The 23,025-nt window shown below is 36.0% G+C and carries 20 protein-coding genes; 7 read left to right on the top strand and 13 right to left on the bottom strand.

Annotated elements, in window-relative coordinates:
• Positions 1-161: 161 nt before the first annotated feature.
• From PFY09_RS08895 to PFY09_RS08885, 3 genes are all read right to left on the bottom strand, one after another.
• The gene (locus tag PFY09_RS08895) at positions 162-3,344 is read right to left on the bottom strand and encodes an efflux RND transporter permease subunit (RefSeq protein WP_271162172.1); all 3,183 of its coding nucleotides are present in this window, start codon (positions 3,342-3,344) and stop codon (positions 162-164) included.
• A gap of 223 nt (positions 3,345-3,567) precedes the next feature.
• Positions 3,568-4,728 carry an efflux RND transporter periplasmic adaptor subunit gene (locus PFY09_RS08890; RefSeq protein WP_271162171.1) on the bottom strand — a complete coding sequence of 387 codons (1,161 nt, stop codon included), beginning with the start codon at positions 4,726-4,728 and terminating at the stop codon, positions 3,568-3,570.
• A gap of 354 nt (positions 4,729-5,082) precedes the next feature.
• Positions 5,083-5,679, bottom strand: coding sequence for a TetR/AcrR family transcriptional regulator (locus PFY09_RS08885; protein ID WP_076390885.1), 597 nt, complete (start codon positions 5,677-5,679; stop codon positions 5,083-5,085).
• A gap of 300 nt (positions 5,680-5,979) precedes the next feature.
• On the opposite strand from PFY09_RS08885, the gene PFY09_RS08880 reads away from it, so the two are divergent.
• A complete protein-coding gene (locus PFY09_RS08880; protein WP_271162170.1) occupies positions 5,980-6,534 on the top strand; it encodes a thioredoxin family protein in 555 nt (184 codons plus the stop codon).
• Positions 6,535-6,706: 172 nt separating this feature from the next.
• Here the strand turns inward: PFY09_RS08880 and PFY09_RS08875 are convergent, their stop codons facing one another.
• Positions 6,707-7,612 (bottom strand): AraC family transcriptional regulator, encoded by a 906-nt coding sequence (locus PFY09_RS08875; protein WP_271162169.1) that lies wholly within the window; start codon positions 7,610-7,612, stop codon positions 6,707-6,709.
• Between the two features lie 123 nt (positions 7,613-7,735).
• Here PFY09_RS08875 and PFY09_RS08870 point away from each other — a divergent pair, with 123 nt between their 5' ends.
• From PFY09_RS08870 to PFY09_RS08860, 3 genes are read left to right on the top strand one after another with little or no spacing between them, the layout of a single operon-like run.
• Positions 7,736-8,965 carry an MFS transporter gene (locus PFY09_RS08870; protein WP_268055052.1) on the top strand — a complete coding sequence of 410 codons (1,230 nt, stop codon included), beginning with the start codon at positions 7,736-7,738 and terminating at the stop codon, positions 8,963-8,965.
• 1 nt (position 8,966) lies between these two features.
• Positions 8,967-10,445, top strand: a complete 1,479-nt coding sequence (locus PFY09_RS08865) for a trehalase family glycosidase (RefSeq protein WP_271162168.1) — start codon at positions 8,967-8,969, stop codon at positions 10,443-10,445.
• 28 nt (positions 10,446-10,473) lie between these two features.
• The gene (locus tag PFY09_RS08860) at positions 10,474-12,912 is read left to right on the top strand and encodes a TonB-dependent receptor (RefSeq protein ID WP_256038054.1); all 2,439 of its coding nucleotides are present in this window, start codon (positions 10,474-10,476) and stop codon (positions 12,910-12,912) included.
• A gap of 107 nt (positions 12,913-13,019) precedes the next feature.
• Here PFY09_RS08860 and PFY09_RS08855 read toward each other — a convergent pair whose 3' ends face one another.
• The 7 genes from PFY09_RS08855 to PFY09_RS08825 form a co-directional block, all read right to left on the bottom strand.
• A complete protein-coding gene (locus PFY09_RS08855; RefSeq protein ID WP_271162167.1) occupies positions 13,020-13,583 on the bottom strand; it encodes a leucine-rich repeat domain-containing protein in 564 nt (187 codons plus the stop codon).
• 17 nt (positions 13,584-13,600) lie between these two features.
• A complete protein-coding gene (locus tag PFY09_RS08850; RefSeq protein WP_271162166.1) occupies positions 13,601-14,188 on the bottom strand; it encodes a leucine-rich repeat domain-containing protein in 588 nt (195 codons plus the stop codon).
• Between the two features lie 24 nt (positions 14,189-14,212).
• Positions 14,213-14,962: a hypothetical protein gene (locus tag PFY09_RS08845; protein ID WP_271162165.1), complete on the bottom strand. Its 750-nt coding sequence runs from the start codon at positions 14,960-14,962 to the stop codon at positions 14,213-14,215.
• Between the two features lie 75 nt (positions 14,963-15,037).
• Positions 15,038-15,433, bottom strand: a complete 396-nt coding sequence (locus PFY09_RS08840; protein WP_268906815.1) for a DUF6678 family protein — start codon at positions 15,431-15,433, stop codon at positions 15,038-15,040.
• 11 nt (positions 15,434-15,444) lie between these two features.
• Positions 15,445-15,813: a hypothetical protein gene (locus PFY09_RS08835; protein ID WP_271162164.1), complete on the bottom strand. Its 369-nt coding sequence runs from the start codon at positions 15,811-15,813 to the stop codon at positions 15,445-15,447.
• 27 nt (positions 15,814-15,840) lie between these two features.
• On the bottom strand, positions 15,841-16,833 hold the full coding sequence (locus tag PFY09_RS08830; protein WP_271162163.1) for a phosphotransferase: 993 nt from the start codon (positions 16,831-16,833) through the stop codon (positions 15,841-15,843).
• Between the two features lie 139 nt (positions 16,834-16,972).
• A complete protein-coding gene (locus PFY09_RS08825; protein ID WP_271162162.1) occupies positions 16,973-17,611 on the bottom strand; it encodes an MBL fold metallo-hydrolase in 639 nt (212 codons plus the stop codon).
• Positions 17,612-17,741: 130 nt separating this feature from the next.
• Between PFY09_RS08825 and PFY09_RS08820 the strand changes: the two genes are divergently transcribed.
• Complete coding sequence (locus PFY09_RS08820; RefSeq protein ID WP_271162161.1) at positions 17,742-18,953, top strand: type IX secretion system plug protein; 1,212 nt, start codon at positions 17,742-17,744, stop codon at positions 18,951-18,953.
• Between the two features lie 8 nt (positions 18,954-18,961).
• Positions 18,962-20,005: a hypothetical protein gene (locus tag PFY09_RS08815; RefSeq protein ID WP_271162160.1), complete on the top strand. Its 1,044-nt coding sequence runs from the start codon at positions 18,962-18,964 to the stop codon at positions 20,003-20,005.
• A gap of 74 nt (positions 20,006-20,079) precedes the next feature.
• On the opposite strand, the gene PFY09_RS08810 is transcribed toward PFY09_RS08815, so the two are convergent.
• Both PFY09_RS08810 and PFY09_RS08805 read right to left on the bottom strand, forming a co-directional pair.
• Positions 20,080-20,331 (bottom strand): hypothetical protein, encoded by a 252-nt coding sequence (locus PFY09_RS08810; protein ID WP_076390899.1) that lies wholly within the window; start codon positions 20,329-20,331, stop codon positions 20,080-20,082.
• Between the two features lies 1 nt (position 20,332).
• Positions 20,333-20,560 (bottom strand): hypothetical protein, encoded by a 228-nt coding sequence (locus PFY09_RS08805; protein ID WP_271162159.1) that lies wholly within the window; start codon positions 20,558-20,560, stop codon positions 20,333-20,335.
• A 460-nt stretch (positions 20,561-21,020) separates the two neighbouring features.
• On the opposite strand from PFY09_RS08805, the gene PFY09_RS08800 reads away from it, so the two are divergent.
• Positions 21,021-22,967 carry a M4 family metallopeptidase gene (locus tag PFY09_RS08800; protein ID WP_175608792.1) on the top strand — a complete coding sequence of 649 codons (1,947 nt, stop codon included), beginning with the start codon at positions 21,021-21,023 and terminating at the stop codon, positions 22,965-22,967.
• The last annotated feature ends 58 nt before the right edge of the window (positions 22,968-23,025 follow it).

Below are 23,025 nucleotides of genomic sequence, written 5' to 3'. Positions count from 1 at the left end.
TAAGAAGCATTTAAGGAGTTAAGTTTTAGTTAAGAAAAATCAAATAGATTTTTTAATAAATATTCTGCTAAAGCGCAGCTCACTTAATATTCTAAACTCCTTAATCAAAATCTTAATGGTTCAAATTATATTTAAATTCTCAAAGTTTTGTCAATCATATATTAATGAGCTGCTGCTAAAAGTTCTTCCTCCAGTTTCTGTCTTTGAAGTCTTTTCTTTTTTCTGCTCGGCATTTTTTCATGTAAATACTGGAAGATCACAAACATCACAGGAATAATGAATACTCCGAATACAACCCCTGTTAACATTCCACCCACAGTACTCATCCCGATGGAATGATTTCCTTTTGCGGAAGCTCCCTGAGTCCAAACCAATGGCAGCATCCCAATGATGAAGGCAAACGAGGTCATTAAGATCGGTCTCAAACGTAGTCTCGAAGCCTGAAGTGCAGATTCCAGTAATGATCTTCCTGCATTTCTTCTTTGGACGGCGAATTCTACGATCAGAATTGCGTTTTTCGCTAATAATCCGACCAGCATGATCAATCCGACCTGAACGTAAATGTTGTTATCAATTCCAGCCAGTCCCGTGAAGGCAAATACTCCGAAAATACCTGTAGGAATCGTTAAAATAACGGCAAACGGAAGAATGTAACTTTCGTACTGAGCTGCCAGTAAGAAATACACAAACAAAATACTTAACATAAAGATAAAAGTAGTCTGTCCGCTTGTTTTAATCTCTTCACGGGTGATTCCTGTCCATTCGTACCCATAACCTCTCGGAAGTGATTTCTGTGCTACTTCTTCCACTGCTTTAATCGCATCTCCGGTACTGTAACCAGGCTTCGGTGTTCCATTGATCGTTACTGCGTTGAACAGGTTGTTTCTTGTCACTGTTTCAGGTCCGAAGCTTCTTTTTAAAGTCACCAATGTTTTTACAGGAACCATTTCGCCTGATTTATTTTTAACATAAATTCCTTCCAGAGAATTCGCATCCGTACGGTAAGGAATATCTGCCTGAGCCATTACTCTGTAGTATTTTCCGAATCGGTTGAAATCTGAAACAAAGCTGCTTCCGTAATAAATCTGCATCGTCTGCATTAATTCTGTAATTGAAACACCTAACTGATTGGCTTTATCATTATCAACTTCAATCGTGAATTGCGGATTTCCTGCTGCATAGGTTGTAAACGCGAAGGCAATTTCCGGACGTTTCATCAATTCTCCGATGAAAGCCTGAGTGTTGGTTCCTAATTGTTCCAAAGAGCCGTTCGTTCTGTCCTGAAGCATAAATTCAAAACCGGAAACGTTACCAAATCCCTGAACGGTAGGGAAGTTGAAGAAGAATGCATTGGCATCTTTCACCTGCGAAACTTTCCCTGTTAATCCTGCTGCAATCTGATCGGGATCGCTGATTTCACCTCGCTGATCATGGTCTTTTAATTTAATGAAACCTGCGGAATACGGAGAAGCATTGGCATTACTGATGAAATTCAGACCGTCTGCAACCCAGAGATTTTTTTTCGATTTTTCACCGTTGATGATTTTATCGATCTGTTCTGTTGCGTTATGTGTTCTGTCTAATGAACTTCCCGGAGGAGTATTCACGGCATACAAAATGAAACCCTGATCTTCGGTAGGAATAAATCCTGAAGGTGCTTTTTTAATTAAGAAAACACTTGCAGCAGTTAGTAAAACCAATCCTCCAACGGCAACCCATTTGTTTTTAATTAAAAATTTAAGACTGTAAATATATTTCTTTGTTAAATTATTAAAGCTTGTATTGAAAGCATTGAAAAATCTCGCTCCGAAACCTGTTTTCTTACCATGTTCACCGTGTTCTCCCTGAGGATCATTTAATAATAAAGCACAAAGAGCTGGACTTAATGTTAATGCATTCACCGCAGAAATCATAATGGCAATTGCCAGTGTAAAGGCAAACTGTCTGTAGAAAACTCCTGCAGGTCCCTGCATGAAACCAACCGGAATAAATACGGCACACATCACCAGAGTAATGGAAATAATGGCTCCGGAAATTTCACTCATCGAACTTGTTGTGGCTTGTTCCACAGGCATTCCGGTATGTTCCATTTTGGAGTGAATGGCTTCTACCACCACAATTGCATCATCCACCACAATACCAATGGCGAGTACCAAGGCAAACAAAGTCAGCATATTGATACTGAAACCAAATAACTGTAAGAAGAAGAAGGTACCGATAATCGCAACCGGAACGGCAATCGCAGGAATTAAAGTAGATCTGAAATCCTGAAGGAAAATATACACTACAATAAATACCAGTATAAATGCAATCACTAAAGTTTCAACAACCTGATGAATAGACGCGTCTAGGAAATCTTTAGAATTGTACATGATGATTGGTTCCACTCCCTTTGGAAGCGTTGTTTTGAACTGGTCTACCTGTTTTTCAATTTCCGTTAAGATCTCGTTGGCGTTGGAACCGGCAGTCTGCATAATCGCAAATCCGGCTACCGGTTTCCCGTCCACTCTGTTAGCTGCTGTATAGGTATAAGATCCGAATTCTACTCTTGCCACATCTTTTAATCTTAAAAATGAACCGTCTGTATTGGTTTTAATAGCAATGTTTTCGTAGTCTTCGTTCTTGTTTAATTTCCCTTTATACTTTAAAATATATTCATAAGTTTCCTTGCTTCCCTGTCCCAAACGACCCGGAGCGGCTTCTAAATTGTGATCTTTTACCGCGTTCAGAACTTCCTGTGGCGAAAGTCCGTTTGCTGCTAATCTGTCCGGTTTCAGCCAGAGTCTCATGGAATAATCTCTCGTTCCGAAAACCTGCGCCTGAGCAACACCCGGAATACGCTGAATCTGCGGAATGATATTAATTTTCAGATAATTCTGTAAAAAAAGTTCGTCATATTGTTTAGGATCGTTACTGGATAACCCCATAAACATGATCATACTGTTTTGTACTTTCTGCGTAGAAACTCCTGCCTGAACTACTTCCTGCGGAAGCTGGCTCATTGCTTTCGATACTCGGTTCTGTACGTTTACTGCTGCGTTATCTGCATCAGACCCCTGCTTGAAGAAAACATTCAGCGTCATCGTACCGTCGTTACTGGAGTTGGAAGTCATGTACGTCATGTTTTCAACCCCATTCACTGCTTCTTCGATAGGCGTAGCTACAGAACGTGCAACAACCTCCGAATTTGCGCCCGGATAAAATGCCGTTACCTGAACACTCGGCGGAGCAATATCCGGAAAGAGGGCAATGGGTAAATTAAAGAGGGAGAGCGCCCCCAATAATAAAAGTATTATGGAGATCACGGTAGAGAGTACCGGTCTTTCTATAAATTGTTTTAACATAAGAAGTTTATTTTTTAATGTGGTTTAAACTTTTTAGCCTTAAATTTTTAAACACTTAATTAGCTTTTAGTTTAATTAAAAACTTTGCATGCAGTTCACTTTAGCTGAAAATCAATGATTTTCAAAACCTTATGTGTACTTATTGAGCGATTGCTTTTTAACTTACAATAACTTAAGTGTTTAAAATCTTATATGACTTTTGTGGTTAAAGAAGTTTAAACGGTTATAATGGTTTTGCTTTCAGTAAGCTGTCGGATGAAATCGCTTTTGGCTTAATCGAAGCACCATCTTTTAACATTCCGATTCCGGTGAATACGATTTTTTCTCCCGGCTGTATTCCTTCGGAAATAAAATAATAGTTTTCAGTTTTTCCTGAGATTTTTACAGGTTTACCGGTTACTTTCTGGTCTTTACCAACCACATAAACATAGGTTTTATCCTGAATTTCAAACGTAGATTCCTGAGGAATAACTACTGCATTCGATATCAATTGAGGCATACGAACTCTGCCTGTATTTCCTGTTCTCAATGTTCCGTTGGTATTGGGGAAAACGGCACGAACGCTGATTGCTCCTGTAGATTTGTCGAACTGTCCGTCTACGATGCTCATTTTTCCTTTTTGTGGATAAATGCTGTTGTCTGCAATTACCAAATCTACCATCGGCATATTTTTCAGTTTTTCTTCCAGACTTGCGCCCTCATATTTATTCTGAAAAGCGATAAAATCTAGCTCACTTAAAGAAAAGTAGGCGTAAATCTCGCTGATGTCTGATAGTAAAGTCAGCGGATTCGCATCTGTTCTGGAGATCAGACTTCCTTTTTTGTGAGGAATTCTTCCGATGTATCCGCTTACCGGAGCCGTGATGGTTGTAAATCCGATATTGATTTTTGCTCCTCCAACGGAAGCTTTCGCCTGTGAAGCGGCGGCAACTGCGGCGGCGTAATTTGCTTTTGCAGTTCTCAATTGTACTTCAGAAACGACTTTTGCAGCAACCAGAGGTTCCAGCCTGTCAACTTCCACTTTAGCTTTCTGGATATTGGCATTGGCAACCTGTAAATTGGCATTTGCCATATTCATCTGCTCTCCGTAAGCTCTTGAATCTATTTTAAATAATGGCTGTCCGGCTCTTACGTATGCGCCTTCTTCCACATAGATTTTATCTAAATATCCGTCGACCTGAGACCGGATTTCCACGTTGTTTTTTCCTTCCAAAGCGGCAGGAAATTCCTGATAGGTTGTTGCCGGAGATGTAATGACGGTAAAAACGGGCAGTTCTGGAGCGGGTGGAGCAGCGTTGGCTCCTTCTGCAGCCTTTGTACAGTTTTGTAAAAGGATAATTCCTGAGAGAAGTACAATGAATCTTATTTTTCCAAATATTTTCATTTTGAGTTTAATTTTTAATGAAGTGTTAGATTAAGTAGTGATGTTTTTAAGTTGAATTCTGTTATTTTTTCTAACGGTGTTAATTTTTAGTTCAAAAAAAATTATAGAATTCTTAATGTCGACTTTCAGATCGTTGTTTTCATGAGAAGAACTTTTTAATGTTGGTTAAATATGATTTATATGAAGTGTGTTACTTTTGCTAACGGTGTTAATTATTAAAGTAAAAAAAGATCAATAATTAATTGTTTACATTCTGCATGATTGTTTTTTTTATTTTTAATTCGGTTTAAATGAATAATTTACATTAATGGATGTTAATATTCCTAACGGTGTTAATTTTTAGTTCAAAAAAATTTACAAAGACTTAATGAAAGCAGAAACTGTTTCATCTAAAGTCGTTTTGTTCATGGTAGAAGGAATATCGTCATTACGCATCATCATAATTGAAATCAAGCCATGAACTGCTGAAAATAAGGCGTGTGACATATGACAGGCGTTATCAGGATTGGATCCGTTTTTCTTAATAATCTCGTACGTACACTCGTAAAGCATATTCTGGAAAGAAGAAAATTCTTCCTTCATCATTCCTTTTCCGCTGCACTGCATTCCCAATCCGAACATTAGCTGATAATACTCTTTGTTTTTAAATGCGAACTTCCAGTAAGCATCCACAATAGCTTTCAGTTGTTCGTCAGGAGCTTCATATTCTCTCTGGGCTTTCAGTAATTCTATGTGTAAACAGTTGAAACCATTCAGCGAAATTTCATACAAAATCGCTTCTTTGTTTTCAAAATAATCATAAACCACCGGTGCGCTGTATTCTATGGCATCAGCAATTTTTCTCATGGAAAGGGATGCCCATCCTTCGGTTTTAGCCAAAGAAAAAGCCGCATCCAGAATACTGGCGCGTATATTTTCTTTTTCTCTTTGCCGACGTTCGTGCAGACCCATGATTTTTAATTACTAACAGTGTTAGCAAAACTACAAACTTTTGAGGATATCTTCCAAACAAATTTTACGCTTTAACTTTTAAAGTAAGGTTTTGAAGATGTTTTTAATTTGGCTGGATGCTTGAAGGATGGGAGCTGGAAGTATTTTTAATGTGTTGATATTTTAATTATTGTAAAAATTAATATAGTTTATAGTCCCATTCAATCGATGGTAATTTCTGAGACTTCCATCTTCTCGCATCTATCCTCGATACTATAATAATCAAGAAATTCTATATCTTTGTAACCAAATAAAAAAGTTATGAATACTCCCTCAAATATGATCGAACTGGGTACAAAAGCTCCTTTTTTTGAGCTTCCGAACCCGTCAAAAAGTAACGAAATTCAGTCTTTGGACGATCTGAAAGGCGAAAAAGGAACTTTGGTGATCTTTATGTGCAACCACTGTCCGTTTGTTCTTCATGTAATTGATAAATTAACCGAACTGTATGAAGATTACAACGAAAGAGGAATTGAATTTATCGCCATCAATTCGAATGATGTGGAAAAATATCCCGCAGATTCTCCTGAAAAGATGATCGAATTCCAGATTGAAAGAAAGTTTGATTTCCCTTATTTATACGACGAAAGTCAGGCGATCGCAAAAGCGTATGATGCAGCCTGCACACCGGATTTCTTTTTCTTCGATGAAAAGCTGGATTTAATTTACAGAGGACAGATGGACGATTCCAGACCGGGAAATCACAAAGAAGTAACAGGAGAAGATCTGATTATTGCTTTCGAAAATCTTTTGTTGGGGGAACCACAGGAAAAAATTCAGAAACCGAGCATGGGATGCAATATCAAGTGGAAGTAATTTTTGGTTGATAATGTCGAGCTGTCAGTTGATGGCTTTGCAATTCAAATATATAAAGCTGTTCTTTTTGAACAGCTTTTTTGTATTTTAATGATTTGAAAATGAATTATTTAAATTCAGATAAAAAAGTTATCCACAATTTTATCCACAGAGTTATCCACAATTTATTTTACTAAAAACCGGCTTTTATTTCTACTTCTTCTTCTACCTTTAAATCTACATTCACTCTGTTCTGTGGAAAATTTTTCATGAATTCGGAAGGCGTTTTTCCGGTATATTTTTTAAACATTCTGTTGAAATACGTTACGTTATTAAAGCCACAGCTATAACTGCATTCTGAAATACTTTTATCCTGTGCCATCAGTAAACAGGCTTTATTGATGCGGTACCGGTTCACAAATTCGGTGAAAGTGATCTGGGTTGCTTTTTTGAAAAAATTACAAAATGCAGGTAAAGTAAGATTGGCAAGTTTGGCGACGTCCTCAATGTCAATTTCTTTATCATAATGATGTTCCACGTAGGTGAAAATATTTTCCAGTCTTGTTTTGTTTTTGGAAATAATCGTGTAAGGCATAATTTCCTTATTCAGAAGTTCGTAATCATCACATTTTGAAAGCTCAAAAAGAATTTCCAGCAATAAAAGATATCTTTTGTAGCCTTCAGATTTCAACATCAGCTTTAGTTTCGGAAGCATATTGATGTGAACCTCATCATGAAAATGAATTCCGTATTTTGACAGTTCCAGAAGATTTTTGATTGATCTGGCTTCAACTTCCTGCTGTGGAAACTGCAGGATCTCCTCTTTAAACTGTAAAACAATTTCTTCATGCGGATCGATAGAATTCAGTCCAAAACCGGAGTGGGGGATATTGGAACCAATTAACACAAGATCTCCGTTCGTATAATTGCTTTTATGATAACCGACATGCCTTGTTCCGCTCCCGGAAACTATACAGACGAGCTCAATTTCGGGATGATAATGGTATTCCCATTTAAATTCCGAGATGGGAGAATTGTTGTGAATGGTGCGAAAAGAGCTCTTTTCATCGGGGACAACACGTTCAAAAGTGACTTTCATTTAGTTAATCATATTTTGAAGCCTAAAATAATAATTATATTAATATAGTTCAAATATTCATTTATGATGTTAAATTAATGTTAAGGCAAATGAATATATCTTAGCCCACAAGAAATTATATGAATGAAAAATTTCAATATTAAGGCAGTTTTATTTTTAAATTATTTTGTTTTCGCGATTCTTCTGAATTCCGTGGGAACAGTAATTTTACAGATGCAGCAAAATTTCGGGATCTCCAAATCTTCAGCAAGTGTTCTGGAGGGTTTTAAAGATCTGCCGATTGCGATCTGCTCATTCATTCTGGCTTCGTTCTTACCCAAAATAGGAATTAAAAGATCGATGCTGATCGCTTTGCTTTTGGTAAGCTGTATGTGTTTTGTAATGCCTTTTGCCAACGAATTCTGGTTTTTCAAATTGCTGTTTACCATCGTCGGGGTTTCTTTTGCGTTAATTAAAATTTCCGTTTTCACTTCCATTGGTTTGGTAACGGATTCAGATAAAGAACATTCAAGTTTTATGGGTTATCTGGAAGGTTTTTTTATGATCGGCGTATTAATGGGAAATGTTTTATTTAGCTTATTCATAGACGACCACAATCCGAGATCGACCCATTGGCTGAATGTATATTGGGTTTTAGGAGGACTTTCGGCTCTGTCTTTTCTGTTCCTGTTTTTTACCAGATTAAATGAAAACGAAGCGAAAAGTGAAAAAACAGATTTGTTGGGAGATCTGAAAAACAGTGTGAGTTTATTCAGCTATAAAAAAGTCCTGTTCTTTTTACTGTGTGCTTTCCTTTTTGTTTTGGTAGAGCAGAGTTTCCAGACTTGGACGCCGACTTTTTACAAGGAAATTTTAAAAGTTCCGACTTCCATGAGTATTCAGGCGGGAGCTGTTTTGGCGGGAGCTTTCGCACTGGGGAGATTTCTTTCGGGTTTTTTCTCTAAAAAATTCAGTTGGATTTACGTGGTTTCTTTTTGTGTGGTAGGTTTTGCCATAAGTATTTTATTGGTTCTGCCTTTAACTCACAATATTAGTATTGATGCGGGAACGACCTGGTTAAATGCTCCTTTGGTTGTTTACTTATTTCCTTTGATGGGCGGTTTATTGGCTCCGATTTATCCAAGTATCAACTCGGTGATTTTAGCATCTATTCCCAAATATTTACACAGCGCAATGTCGGGTTTAATTGTGGTTTTCTCTGCAATCGGAGGAACTATCGGATCGATTATTACAGGTTTTGTGTTTCAGGAATTCAGCGGACAGCAGGCATTTTACCTTTCATTAATACCGCTTTCCCTGTTGATTGTTTCAGCAGTTATTATGAACAAATTAAAAATAAATCCTAAAAAATAAAATGAACAAGCAATTATATATACATGAAATTCAGGCTCTTTTTGATGATGTACAGAGATCAGAGGTTTTTGAAGATCAGAAGATGATGACGGATGCGGTTCCTTTGTTTCCGGTCGAAGAAATTAATGCAAAATATGAAGTAGAAAAACAATCAGAGAATTTTAATCTGAAAGAATTTGTCCTGTCAAATTTCGATTTTTTAGGAGCTAAAATTTCGATTCAGAGAGAAAATCATCTTCCGATTGAGGAACACATCGAAAAATTATGGGATGAACTGACAAGAACAGCCTATGAGGAAAAAGGAACGTTGCTGAAACTTCCAAAACCGTATGTGGTTCCGGGAGGTCGTTTTAACGAATTTTTCTATTGGGACAGTTATTACATTATGTTGGGGCTTCAGGTTTCAGGAAGGGTGGAAATGATGGAAAATATTATTGAAAACTGTTCTTATCTCATTCAGAATGTAGGATTTGTACCGAATGCAAGCCGCACTCATTTCTTAAGCCGTTCTCAGCCGCCCTATTTCTCGTTGATGCTGGATCTGCTTTTCGAAACAACTAAAGACGAAAATATCTACATCAGATACTATGACACTTTAGAAAAGGAATATGCTTTCTGGATGAACGGAACGCAAAAACTGGAAAATGGTTCGGCGGTAAACAGAGTAGTGAAAACAATTCACGGAGATGTATTGAACAGATATTATGATGCTGAAAACATACCGCGTCCTGAAAGTTATTTAATTGATATTGAAGACAGTGAAAATGCAGGAGAAGAGTTTTACAGAAACATCAGAAGCGCCTGCGAATCAGGTTGGGATTTTTCCAGCAGATGGTTTGCAGACGGAGAGCATATACAGACTATTGAAACGTTGAATCTTGCTGAAGTTGATCTGAACTGCCTTTTATGGCATTTGGAAAAAACACTCGCAAAATCTTCATCGCTTCAAAAATTAAATGAAAAAGAAATTGATTATTCTGAAAGAGCAGCAAAGCGAAGACAAATAATAGATCAGTATTTCTGGGACGAAACTTCCGGAACGTACAAGGATTATCACATTCAAAAAAACACAAACACACCGTCTGAACATATTGCTGCTCTTTATCCTTTATTCCTGAAAATCGCGAGTGAAGATCAGGCAAAGGCAGTTGCGAAAAATATTGAAGAAAAATTTCTGTATCAGGGAGGTTTGGTAACAACGACTCAAAACACAGGTCAGCAATGGGATTTTCCAAACGCTTGGGCGCCGTATCAGTGGTTGGGTTATCAGTCGATGAAAAACTACGGTTTTGATGATCTGGCTGAAAAAATTAAAAACAACTGGTGCAGCAATGTGGAAAGAGTGTACAAAAACACCGGAAAACTGATGGAAAAATACAATGCTTTAGACATCGAAACCGTTGCAGGAGGCGGAGAATATCCTAATCAGGATGGTTTCGGATGGACAAACGGAGTGTATCTCAAATTAAAAAAGAATTAAAACTAACAAATAAAAATCAAATAAGGCTATGAAAAAAAGATCGATGTTTTTACTTGCCGGTATTGCAACCTTGTATTACAATAATGCATACGCTCAGGAAACTCCTAAAGATTCCACGAGATCGGCTTCTATCGAACAGGTGGTTATTACGGGTAACTCTAACCCGAAAAAGAAAATAGAATCGAGTACGGCGATTTCTACTTTTACAGCAAAAGAAATCCAGAAACAAAACCCGATCAGTGCGGCAGCTTTGCTACAGCGTGTTCCCGGTTTTGCGGTAGAAACTTCCGGTGGTGAAGTAGGAAACAACCTTTTCGCAAGAGGTATTCCTTCTGCGGGAGCGTATGAATTTGTACAGGTTCAGGAAGATGGTCTTCCGGTGTTTGAAGACGGAGCATTACAGTTTGCGAATGCAGATAATTTCTTCCGTGTAGACAATTCGGTAAGCCGACTAGAAGCTTTGAGAGGAGGTTCAGGTTCTATTTTTGCGAACAATTCTCCGGGAGGTTTAATTAACTTTATTACCAAAGAAGGCGGAAACGATTTCCGAGGAACGGCAAAACTGGAAACCAGTACTTATGGATTAATGCGTACTGATGTAAATGTAGGAGGAGCTTTGGTTCAGGATAAATTATTCTTCAATGTAGGAGGTTTTTACAGAACGGATGACGGAATCAGAAAAACAGGTTTTAAAGCCAATCAGGGCGGACAGATCAGAATGAATCTGAAATATGTCTTCGATAAAGGCTATGCTAAAATCTATTACAAAAAACTGGATGACAGAAATACATTTTTCCTTCCGATTCCTTTGGTACAGAACGGAAATGATCTGAAAGAGTTTTCCGGTTTTGATGCCAATTACGGAACGTACAGTTACAGAAACATCAGTCAGTTGAATATTCCACAAGTAGGCGGAGGATTTTTCAGCAGAAATTTAGAGGATGGAATTCATCCGAAAGTTGATGTTCTGGGAGCGGAATTCAAATATGATCTTGGTAGCAATTTCTCTGTTTTAAACAAGACAAGATATACCAATATCAATATGAATTATACGGGAATTTTCCCTGCAGGCGGACCTCAAAGTGCGGCTGATTTTGCTAAAGGGGCAGGAATTGCAGGAAATACATTCCAATATTCAATGGTAAGCAACGGAGCGGTGGTAAATCCGGGCTACGTTCAGAAATTAGGATTCTGGGCAATCGATAAGCAGATGAATAATTTTGTCAACGATTTGCAGTTCAGTTATAAGTTTGATAAAGGGAATGTAACGGCTGGCTTCTACAAATCTAACTGGAAATCCCATCAATACTGGAACTGGAGCAATATTTTGACTACCGCTTCAGACAAACCGGAATTGCTGAATTTGGTGGATACTTCATTAACGCCAAACAGTGTAGGTTATTCTAAAACGTACAACGGAGTTACCAATATGTCGTTCCTGTTGAGAGATTCTCAGATTCAGGGAAGTCTGAATGATCTTTACCTGAATTTAGATTACAACATTACCGATGATCTTAGTTTTAACGGAGGAATTCGTTATAGCCGAGATTTCTATAAAGGTTACGGGGTGAACACAACGAGCGGAAATCTTAACAATTCCGGATTGACTACTGACGGAACGCACAGTTTTGCAACAACCACTGCGGACGAAAATATGTCTGTTTTAGGCAATAAATATACGTACTGGAATTTTGATGTGAATAAAGTTTCTTTCACAACGGCGCTGAATTATAAAATCAATAAAGAAAATGCAGTGTATGCCCGTTTCTCTAATGGTTTCAGATCGCCGAATGAGGAAGCGTACTACAACAATATGAATAATTTATCTGTTGTAAAGCCGGTAACAACCAATCAGTTGGAAGTGGGGTATAAGTACTATTCAAGAACGTTTGATGTGGCGGTAATTCCGTTCTATTCTACATTGAAAAATCTTTCGTTTACCGATGTGTATTCAGACGGAAGCTCAGAGAACAAATTTGCAAATACCACGAACTTAGGAGTTGAGCTGGAGGGATACGCAAGATTATTCAACAACGTGTTTGAAGTAACTTTCAACGGAACGATCCAAAGTCCGAAATACAAAGACTTCACGGGAAGAAATGCAGACGGATCCACATTCAATTATGACGGAAATACAGTAAGAAGAATGCCGAAATTCTACTTTAATATTTCTCCTGCGGTAAATCTTACCAAAGAATGGAGAGCTTATGTAAGCATGAATTACTACGGAAAACGTTTTCAGGATGAGAAAAATGCTCAGACTCTGCCTTCTTTCTCAGAATTTGGAGCGGGAACTTCTTATCAGTTAGGCAAAATCCGTTTTGCGGTAGACGGAACCAATATCTTTAATACCATCGGAATTACAGAAGGTGATCCAAGAGCAGGATCTCCATCGGGAGACGGAATTATTATGGCAAGACCAATTATGGGTGCTGCGGTAAGAGCTTCCATTACGCTGGATTTCTAAAATTTATTTCTTCATATAATTGATAAAACCGTCAGGAATTTTTCTGACGGTTTTTTGTTATTTACGAACGTTTTACAAAGGCATGGAATAAAAATTTGATCTATTTTCTAATGACTCCATTTTCCTTCAAATTCACCATTGCAAAATGATCCGTCGCCTTTTGCTAAAATTTCACAGTGCGGTAGCTCACGGGATATTTTTAAAAGACCATCAAATGTAAAATTATTGTTCCAAACCTGAATGGTAATCATTTCCATATATTTTACTACCGTTAATTTTTTCAAACCAACTTCAGTAATTGATGTTTCCTGAATTTGCAGATTTAGTAAATTATTTATTTCTGTCAAATATGGAATACATTCATCTGTAAGTTGTGTATTGCCTTTTAACCGAAGATATTGCAGAAATTCTAAATTCTTTAAATATTTTATGCCATCGTTCGTAATTTCAGTGTCCTGTAAATCTAAATTTTCAATTTTACTGCAATTTGAGATATGAGCTAATCCTTCATCATTGAGATTTGAACTGTAAAAATTGGCAGATATAAGATTAGGAAACTGTTTCAGATAAGATAATTCATTAAAATTAATTGGAGATTCTTCCCATTTCAATGAGAAATGTTCACTGTTTATATTATAATAATGATTACCTATTTTTATTGGATTTTCCATAATCATTATATACTTATTTATATCTTAGTTCTTTTCATTGTTCTTTTCAAATTTTCAAAATCATCATCTTTATATCTTCCTGAACCGGATAAATTGATTTCTTTTAAATTTTTTGGAAATAGATCAGGATCGAGGTCTGTAAGCTTTGTATCGCTTAATCCTAAATGTCTTAGGTTTGACATTTGGTTAAGAGTTTTAGGTAATTTATTTAATCTGCAGTTTTCAATACGCAGCGTTTTTAGCTTATCTAGTTGCGATATCGTATCAGGAATTGTCTCAATGTCATTTCCTCTAATCATCAAGTATGTTAATGATTTTATCTGAGTGATCCACTCTGGAAAGGTTTTAAACGGAAGATTTAAAAGCCAAATCTTTTTTAGTTTTTTCAAGTCAGCAATTTCTTTCGGAAGTTCAAAATGATCCAAATTGTAAATAGAAGGATCAGCCTGAATTTCTAATGTTCTTAAGTTGATAAATTGCGAAAAAATGGCACCTTTGTCCTTTAGATTGTATTCTATAAACAGTAGACTTAGTTTTTTACAATTCTTTGGATTTTCAAGTGCTTCGCTTAATGATGAAAATTTATTTTTCCTAAAAGAATACATTACAATATTATTACTATCTAAACTTTAAACATTTTGTCCTTTAGCCAATTTTCTCAAATTTTTTAATTTCTCTGTAATCTGATCTGCTCCTTCTTTATTTTTTTCTTTTTTCAGGTTTTCTCTGGCTTTTTTGAAGGATTCAATATAATGATCAAATACTTTTTCTTTAATTAACGGGTCGTCTACAACTTCGTATAATCCGCTTAAGATCCATTCGAAAATGCCATATTGGCTTAAACTTTTATTTAAAAAATTCGTAAGGCCAATTACCATTTCTTCGTTCCATGATTTGATATTCATAATCGTTCTGAATACAGCACTGGTTGCAGAATAGATATTCAAAAACCATTCACTAAGATCATGAAAATAAGCAGCCTCCTTATCCTTCCCCTGCTCTTTATAATATTCTGATATAGAATCGCAGGAGACTTTACTGCTCATATATCCATTACTAGCCCATAAAAATCCCGATACATCGAAAACTCCATTCATGAGTCCGTTAACAAAAACAGTAATTCCCATTAAATCATACTTCTGGTCGGTTTGAAGTAAGTCTGAATGGTTGGGTAGCTCGCTTGTTATTTCGTCATATTTATCATTCAAATCCTGATGGTTTGCCCAAAAAGGAAAAAGATTGACAAATAATGCACGTTCTATGATTTCCTGATCCATTTCTCCGCCATTTTTTGCATAATCCGGCAATTCGTTACATGCTTCTAAATATTCTTGAAATGATTCTCCTGCCAGTTTTCTTACCAGTTCTTCTTTGTTCATGTTTAATAATTTTATTTTAAAATTTTAGGTATTAGTTTATTTACAATTGTTGTTTTGAAAGAATATGAGTAACTTTTATTTATATCCAAAAATTCTCAGTCCCTCTTCTGTTATTTCATATTCCAACAGTCCCATATTCTTTATGATCTGTTCAATTTTTTCTATCGGCTGAAAAAAAAATTCTGATGTCAGTTTTTCATTTCTGTTCCAGCGTTCTGTTTCATGTCTTTCAGGAATCAGAATCCATTCAATTTCTTTAAATCTGAATGGTCCCAGTTCGCTTACGTCTCCAAAACCTTTCTCATTAAAACCTCCAAGATGAAATTTGTATTTTCTGTCGTTCAGCAGAAACTTAATATATGCAGAGTGAATGTTAATTTCTGCATCCTGTATTTCTATCAGTAACCTGAACCATTTTGAGTTGTTCATATAAGAAGCCCTTTTCAGAATTTCTTTCTCCAGTTTGTCCATAGAGACCTTATTTATTTTTTCGGGATAAGCTCATCAATGTATTTTAGCATCGTTTCTTTTACCGTACTTTCATTAAAATCTATGGTAACGGTTAAATTTCTTTCGTTTTCTGTAAATCTTATTGTATTGTTATCAGGCTCTTCAATCTGTCCGTCAACGATGAAAGTGAAGTTTTTTCCAAAAGCTGTTCGGGAAAGCTCAATATTCCAATCGGTAACATCATTAAAATTTAATTCTCTTACCGGAAAAATACTTTCAAAATTTAAAATAACAGAGTGATCTTTGTACTCTGTGGATAATAATTTGCAGGCACTCCGTTCTCTGCTTTGTACTTCAATAATTCCATCGGTGCCAATGTATTTGTTTAATTCCTGTTCCATATTTTTAGTTATTTGTTTTTATGAAGGTTATTCAATTTCAATAGAATGATAAGCCATCCATCGTTTTAAATTTCCAACCATTCTTTTCAGATGATCTTCATTCAGGAAGATATTTGTCCAGAATTCAAATCTGTCGCACTGCACACTGATGTAATACGTCATGACAGCTAAACAGGCGTAAGATAAGAACTTTTTTTCTTCGTTGCTGATTGCTGTTACCGTTTCATAACCCTGTAAAAAACTTTCTGATTTTACCCGATATTCTTCCTCGTTCAGGTTGGTTGCCAAAAGCTGAAACAGGAAGTAGGAAATATCAAAACATAAATAGCCGTTTCCGCAGAAATCAAAATCGAAAAAAGTAACTTCCTTTTCATTATCAATATGCAGATTGTCAAACCAGACATCAAGATGTACGCTTCCGTATCTCATTTGCTGTCTGTCGAAAGTTTCGAATTTAAGGCTTAAAAATTCAGATAATTTCTCCAGAAAAATAACTTCGGAATTGCCATCGTTAAAGAATTTTTTTATCTTTTCAACAGGGTTTATAAGCAGATTTTTCGCATCATAAGAAATCCTGTTCAGTTCAAAATGCTCTGCCGACTGATGAACTCTGGCTAAAGCCTGTCCGATCAGAAAACTTGTTTCAGAAGAAAATTTTGCCGTTTTTATGCCTTTCGCATATGAGAATAAAACACCAAATCTTTTTCCTTCCGGTGCTTCAATTTCCTGAATATAGTCGCCAAATTTGTTTGCAATAGGAAAAGCAACCTGCCGGTTTTCGTCTTTTAAATGAAGAAGAAGCTTTAGTTCTTCCTCAATTTCAGATTTTGTCCGCCAATGATGAGTATACACCCTGAAAACAAATTTCTTTTCCTCATCATGAACCATGTACAAATGATTCATGGCAAGCCGAAAGATGTGGCACTCGGTTTTAGCGCTCAGTCCGTAGTTTTGTTGAATAAGATGTCCGAGTTGTCCGGGATCAAGAGTACTGTTTATGGTAGGGAATTTTTCTGTCATTAATTCTTTATTTCTGTTTAATCGTGAGTGAACAGTACTTTATATGAAAGAATCTTGTTTTAAGCAAATGCAAATGAGGTAGTTTAAAACAAAACTGTTTGCTTCTAAACTCTCTTAGCTCATCCACACTCAAACACTCTTACTTAAAAAACGGATTATACTCTTTCTCAAAACCGATTTTCGTAGGATTTCCATGTCCGGAGAAAACCTGAGTGTCGTTATCCAAAATGAAAAGTTTGGTCTTAATTCCGTCAATTAATTGTTCGTAGTTTCCTTTATAAAGATCGGTTCTTCCAATACTTCCTTCAAACAGAACATCCCCTGAAATAATGAACTTCTGATTTTCGTTATGATAAACCACACTCCCCGGAGAATGTCCCGGAACATGATAGATTTTAAACTTTTCTCCGTCAAAATCCAGTTCGTCAGCCTCATTAATATATTGGATTTCCACATGAATATGATCCAGCTCAAAACCGAATCTCATCCCGCTGATCTGGAACATGTCCAACACTTCTTTATCTTCTCTGTGCATCAGAACAGGGACTTTATACATGTCAAAAGCCCATTGTAAGCCTAAAACATGATCAATATGAGCGTGCGTTAAAAGAATTTTTTCAATTTTCAGTTCATTTTCTGAAATGAAACTTTCGATCGCTTTGGTTTCCTGTCCGTTCATATTTCCGGGATCAAATAACCATGCTTTTTTATTTTCGTTATAAAGGATATAAGTGTTTTCGCTTGCAAAATTGAATACGAAGCCTTGAATCTGAAGCATATTCTGAATATTTTTTTATTAAAACAAAGGTAGCTACAAAAGTTTTTGTTTAAAAGTTTTAATAAATTTTTAATTGATAAAGATTCCCGGATTGTATGTTTAAAAACGATTTTTCGTTATCTTCGTCATAATGAAAACATTGCAGCTACTTTTACTTTCTTTGGGCGGACTGGTTTTTGGACAGAATATCCAGAGTATTCAACTGTTCAATCCACAGACGAATGACGAAACACCGGTTATTAATTTTAATCAGCAGTTGGTTTTAAGTTTCGATGATCTTACCAACGCAAGTGAAATCTACAGATACACCATAAAGCATTACAACAGAAACTGGGAAGACGATAATCTGTTTTTTACCGAGTTTGCCAATGGAAGTTTAAATGGTTTGCTGGATAAATTTCAGTACTCTTTCAACACCCTGCAATCGTACACCCATTACACCCTGAACTTTCCGAATGAAAAAATGCAGCCAAAAATTTCAGGAAATTTTGAACTGATCGTTTATAAAGATTCTGCCGAGAAGCCTCTTTTTAAAAGAAGATTTTACGTGGTGGAGGATGCGGCAACTTTAGCTTTGGGGATTTCAAGATTTGCTGATGCCAGAAAACCTGATGCCAACCAAAGGGTAGAAGTGAAAGCCGTTCCGAAAGGGGGAGATTTAGCCTCGAATGTCAATTCCATGACACTGAATGTAATGCAGAACAATAATCCTAATGTTACAATAAATAATTTAAAACCAAGTGCCACATTGGGGAACCAGCTTCTTTTTCAGCAGTTGTCATTGGTTTTTCCCGGGAATAACGAGTTTTATTATTTCGATAATAAAAATATGAATATGGCAGCAGATATGGTTCGTGCAACCGAGCTATTGGAAGGAGTCAACCAGACTTATCTTCATCCTGTCTGGGCTTTTCCGCTGAATTACCAATATCAGCCGGACGTAAACGGAGCTTGGTATTACCGAAGAAATGATCTGGGAAGAGAAAGAGATGCCACAAGAGAGGCAGATTATTCATGGGTGCATTTTTATCTTGATTCTGAACCTACGGACAAAGAAATTTTTGTTTTGGGAGGTTTCAATAATTTTAAGCCAAGTAAAGAAAACCAGATGCAGTATGATGAAGCTTCAAAAAAATATGTAGCAAAAATATATCTGAAGCAAGGTTTTTACAACTATATTCTGGCAACAAAAAATCCTGACGGAACGCTGAATTTCGGTGAAGTGAACGGGAATTTCTGGCAGACGGAAAATCTTTATCAGGCATTTTTATATTATGCTCCTTTCGGAAGAAATTATGACGGATTAATGGGGTATGGTGAATTCAGAACGCTTATGAGATAATCTTCTCAATGAAAAGAATATTTCTATCACTTTCCATTTGTGTTTTTTCTTTATCATGTAGAAAAGAATATGACGTTAATGATTTCAGTGGAAATTTAAAACCTTATCTTGAAAGGCTTTCTAAAGAGAAAGCAATCCCTTTTTCTGATACAGTTGCAAAAAATTTTCTGGAAAGAAATGCATCTAAAGAAGAATTGATAAAACTGATGGATGCGAAGAAACCGCTGTTAAGAGTGGTGGCTTACAGAGCCATTATCAACAGAAGTGAACCTGAATATTTTGATCTGCTGATCAACCATCTAAGTGATACCGCTAAAGTAGCATGGTGGTATTATGAAGATGCAGGAAGCTATTTTTCAGTTTCAGATGTAATGATAAGAAAAGCTTTTGATAAAAACGGATTATCACCAATTCAGAAAAAAGTATTGACGGAGAGGGTTTTATTAGAGCATTCTTATTTAGATATTTCCAACTGGATGATTCAGGATATTGATCCTGATGAAAAATATTATCATTTGATTAAAGAACGGGCAAAAACTAAAAGTAAGGACTGTGGCAATCAGCTAACTTCATGCTATGCATTGAGTAAATTTAGAAAGAAACAGGATGGTAAGCTTTTGCTGTCTGTTTTTGAACAAAATATTAATGGTTATTGTCTGGAGAATATTTTTAAAAGTATCGAGATATTTCCGGATGCTGTATTTTTTCCTTTATTAAAAAGTTATTTTCAAGATAATATTAAAGATAAACTCTCGGAAAAGAAGAACTTAGACAATAATGTGCTTTATTTTGTAAAAGCTGTTGCTGCCTATAAAAATTCAGAAGCTTTGGAAATTCTAAATTATATAGCACAAAATAATACCTATATAAATAAAGGATTCTGGCCTCCTGCTAATAAAACGTATGTTCTGAAAGCTCTTAAAATTCATTATACTCCTGTTTATGATCCTCTAATAAAAGAAATTGAAAAAGAAATGAATCCTTGTGATTTGAAATCGTTGATTTCTGAGATCACAAATGAAACACGAGCAGGAAATCAGCAAAAATGGTAAATGTATTAATTAAAAAAACTCACAGATAAATCCGTGAGATTTGCATATAATAATAGTCTGGAAGTTGCATAAATCTATGTTTTGAATACGGCTGTAATCAGAATATTTTTTTCATCTTCAAAAAGATAATGAATGTTTACGGGATAGCCCTGCATTGTTTCAACAAGGGTTTCCTGAAATCTTTTTTTCTCTTTTTCTGAAATTGCGTTTACACATTCTTTTAGTTCTTCTAAAAAATCAATGCCTTTATTTTGTTTTTCGGCATTAAAAACTCTCATAAGGAGTCTTATGTCGTTTTTGGCGATAGAAGAGAGCAGTATATTCATTTTAAGCACAAAACTTTTTCAGCTCAGAAATGTTTTCATAGAAATCCAGTTTGGTTTTGGGGTTTTCCTTATGAAACTGAATTCTGTATAGAATTTCATCCATGTAGAATTGTGGTATTTCTGCTGTTCTTTCTGTCTCAAAATTTTCTATCATTTGTGCAAAAGCTTCCAGCATTTCAGAATTTAAGTTCTCAATTTTACTTTTTAGAATTTCTACAGTTGCATTCATCATTTCTTTATTTAAGAGATTGAACTTTTTATTTGATAGGGTAAAGGTAATGAAAAATTATTTTATTTTAAAAATTTATTTAATTTTTAGGGGGTGTGTTTTATTTATTTACTATTTTTTTATCATTTTTAATTTTTTTATAGGGGTATTTGTTTATTTTATCGATTATTTGTTTTTGTAGAATAGTGAAGTTTTTTTGTATAATTCAAACAATTTTGAATTATAATGCACTACATAGTGAAAAATTTTAATTCAAGAATACATGATTTATATTAAATATTTTAACATAAAATCTGTTTTGAGATAAAATTTTACATTAATAATGTTAATTGTTATAAAATCGTAATTATGATTTTTTCTGTGATATATATTTTCTATTGAATAATTAATATTTATTTCGTTAATTTGGTGTAGAGTTTATGTTAATTAAATTTAAAACCATTAAATATTTATTATGAAAATGAAATTTATCCTAGTGTCAAGTGTTGCTGTATGCTCTTTTGTTTTCGGGCAAAATGTTCCTTCAAAATTAATTCCGGCGAAAGACGGATTGCATGCAGATTTTATGAGATTCGAAAAAGACAGACCTGCTTTTCAGGGCAGTCCCGTTTTGTTTGATGAAGCTTCGCAGAGACTTTCTCAGGCTCAAGGTCGTAAGTTGGGATTTGAAAAAGATCAGTTGGGATTTGAAACACACAGATTCCAGCAGACCATTGATGGTATTCCTGTAGAATACGGAATGATGGCTGTACAGACAAAAGACGGCAAGATTGTAGGAGAGTCCGGAAAATGGATCGTTAAAACTCCGAAAAATTTAGAGAAAAGCGCAAAAATTTCAGAAAACATCGCTTTACAGAATGCAATGGCATTTGTAGGGGCTGAATCTTACAAATGGCAGAATAAAGAAGAAGAAGAATTCATTAAAAAAGAATCTAATGATGCCAATGCTTCTTTTGCTCCTAAAGGTGAAGTAGTTTATTACTCGGATCCGTCAGATGAAAAAATGAACGACTTAAAATTAGCCTACAAATTTGATATCTATGCAGAGAAGCCTTTAAGCAGACAATATGTTTTCGTAGATGCAAAAGACGGAAAAGTATTGGGGGTTGATGCTATCATCCATGATGTAAATGCTCCGGGAACGGCCGTTACAGGGTACAGCGGAACCAGAAGCATCGTAACAGATTCTTACAACGGAAGCTACCGATTAAGAGAAACCGGAAGAAACGGCGGAACTGCTGTACAGACTTTCAACCTGAAAAAGGGAACCAGCTATGCTTCAGCGGTAGATTTTACAGATGCGGATAACACATGGAATAACGTTAATACCAACAAAGATCAATATGCAACTGATGCACATTGGGGAGCGGAAATGACGCTGGATTATCTGTATACTAAATTCGGAAGAAAGAGTATTGATAACAATCATTTTGCAATAAAATCTTATGTACATTACTCTACCAATTATTTTAATGCCTTCTGGGACGGAAGCAGAATGACCTATGGTGATGGAAGTTCATCTACCAATGGAGGAAAACCTCTTACAGCGTTAGACGTTTGCGGACATGAGATTGCTCACGGAATGACTTCCAAAACAGCAAACCTTGCTTACCAGAGAGAATCCGGAGCATTAAATGAAGGTTTCTCCGATATCTTTGGAAATTCAATAGAACGTTGGGCAAGACCTACACAAAATAGTTGGAAATTAGGAGAAGATTTCAGCTACGTGATCAGAGATATGGCAAACCCGAATGCTTACGGACAGCCGGATACCTATCTTGGAACATACTGGAAAGCAACCACGACAACAGGTTGTGTAACTCCTTCTCAAACCAATGACTATTGTGGGGTTCATACCAATTCGGGAGTTCTTAATTTCTGGTATTATTTATTGGTAACCGGAGGAAGCGGAACTAATGATAAAGGATTTGCTTACAACGTTACAGCAATCGGTCTGGATAAAGCAGCAGCGATTGCTTACAGAACACTGACTACCTATTTATCTTCTTCATCTACTTTCCTGAATGCAAGAACATATTCTCTTCAGGCTGCTGCAGACTTATACGGTGCAGGAAGTGCTGAAGTTACTCAGGTTACCAATGCATGGAATGCCGTAGGTGTAGGAGGCGGAACTTCTGCAGCAGGAAAAACAGCGGTTTCAGATGCATTGTTATACACCATCAGTCCAAATCCGGCAACAGATAAATTTACCGTTTCATTTGAAGGTAAAGAAGGAAGCGGAGTGGTAGAACTGATGAGCTTAACAGGCAAAAGAGAAATTTCCGAGAAAGTGAAATTAACAGACGGAGCAAACAGAGTGGAAATTCAGCTTCCGGGTAATATGCTTCCGGGTATTTATGTAGTAACCGTAAACGGACAAAAAGCAGGGAACTTAATTAAAAAATAATAGTATACCATAATATTTTTAAAAGCAAGACCACAGAAATTTTTCTGTGGTCTTCTTT

The organism is Chryseobacterium gambrini (genome assembly GCF_027920505.1).
GTDB classification, from domain to species: Bacteria; Bacteroidota; Bacteroidia; order Flavobacteriales; family Weeksellaceae; genus Chryseobacterium; species Chryseobacterium gambrini.
This window is presented reverse-complemented; position numbering and strand designations above follow the sequence as displayed.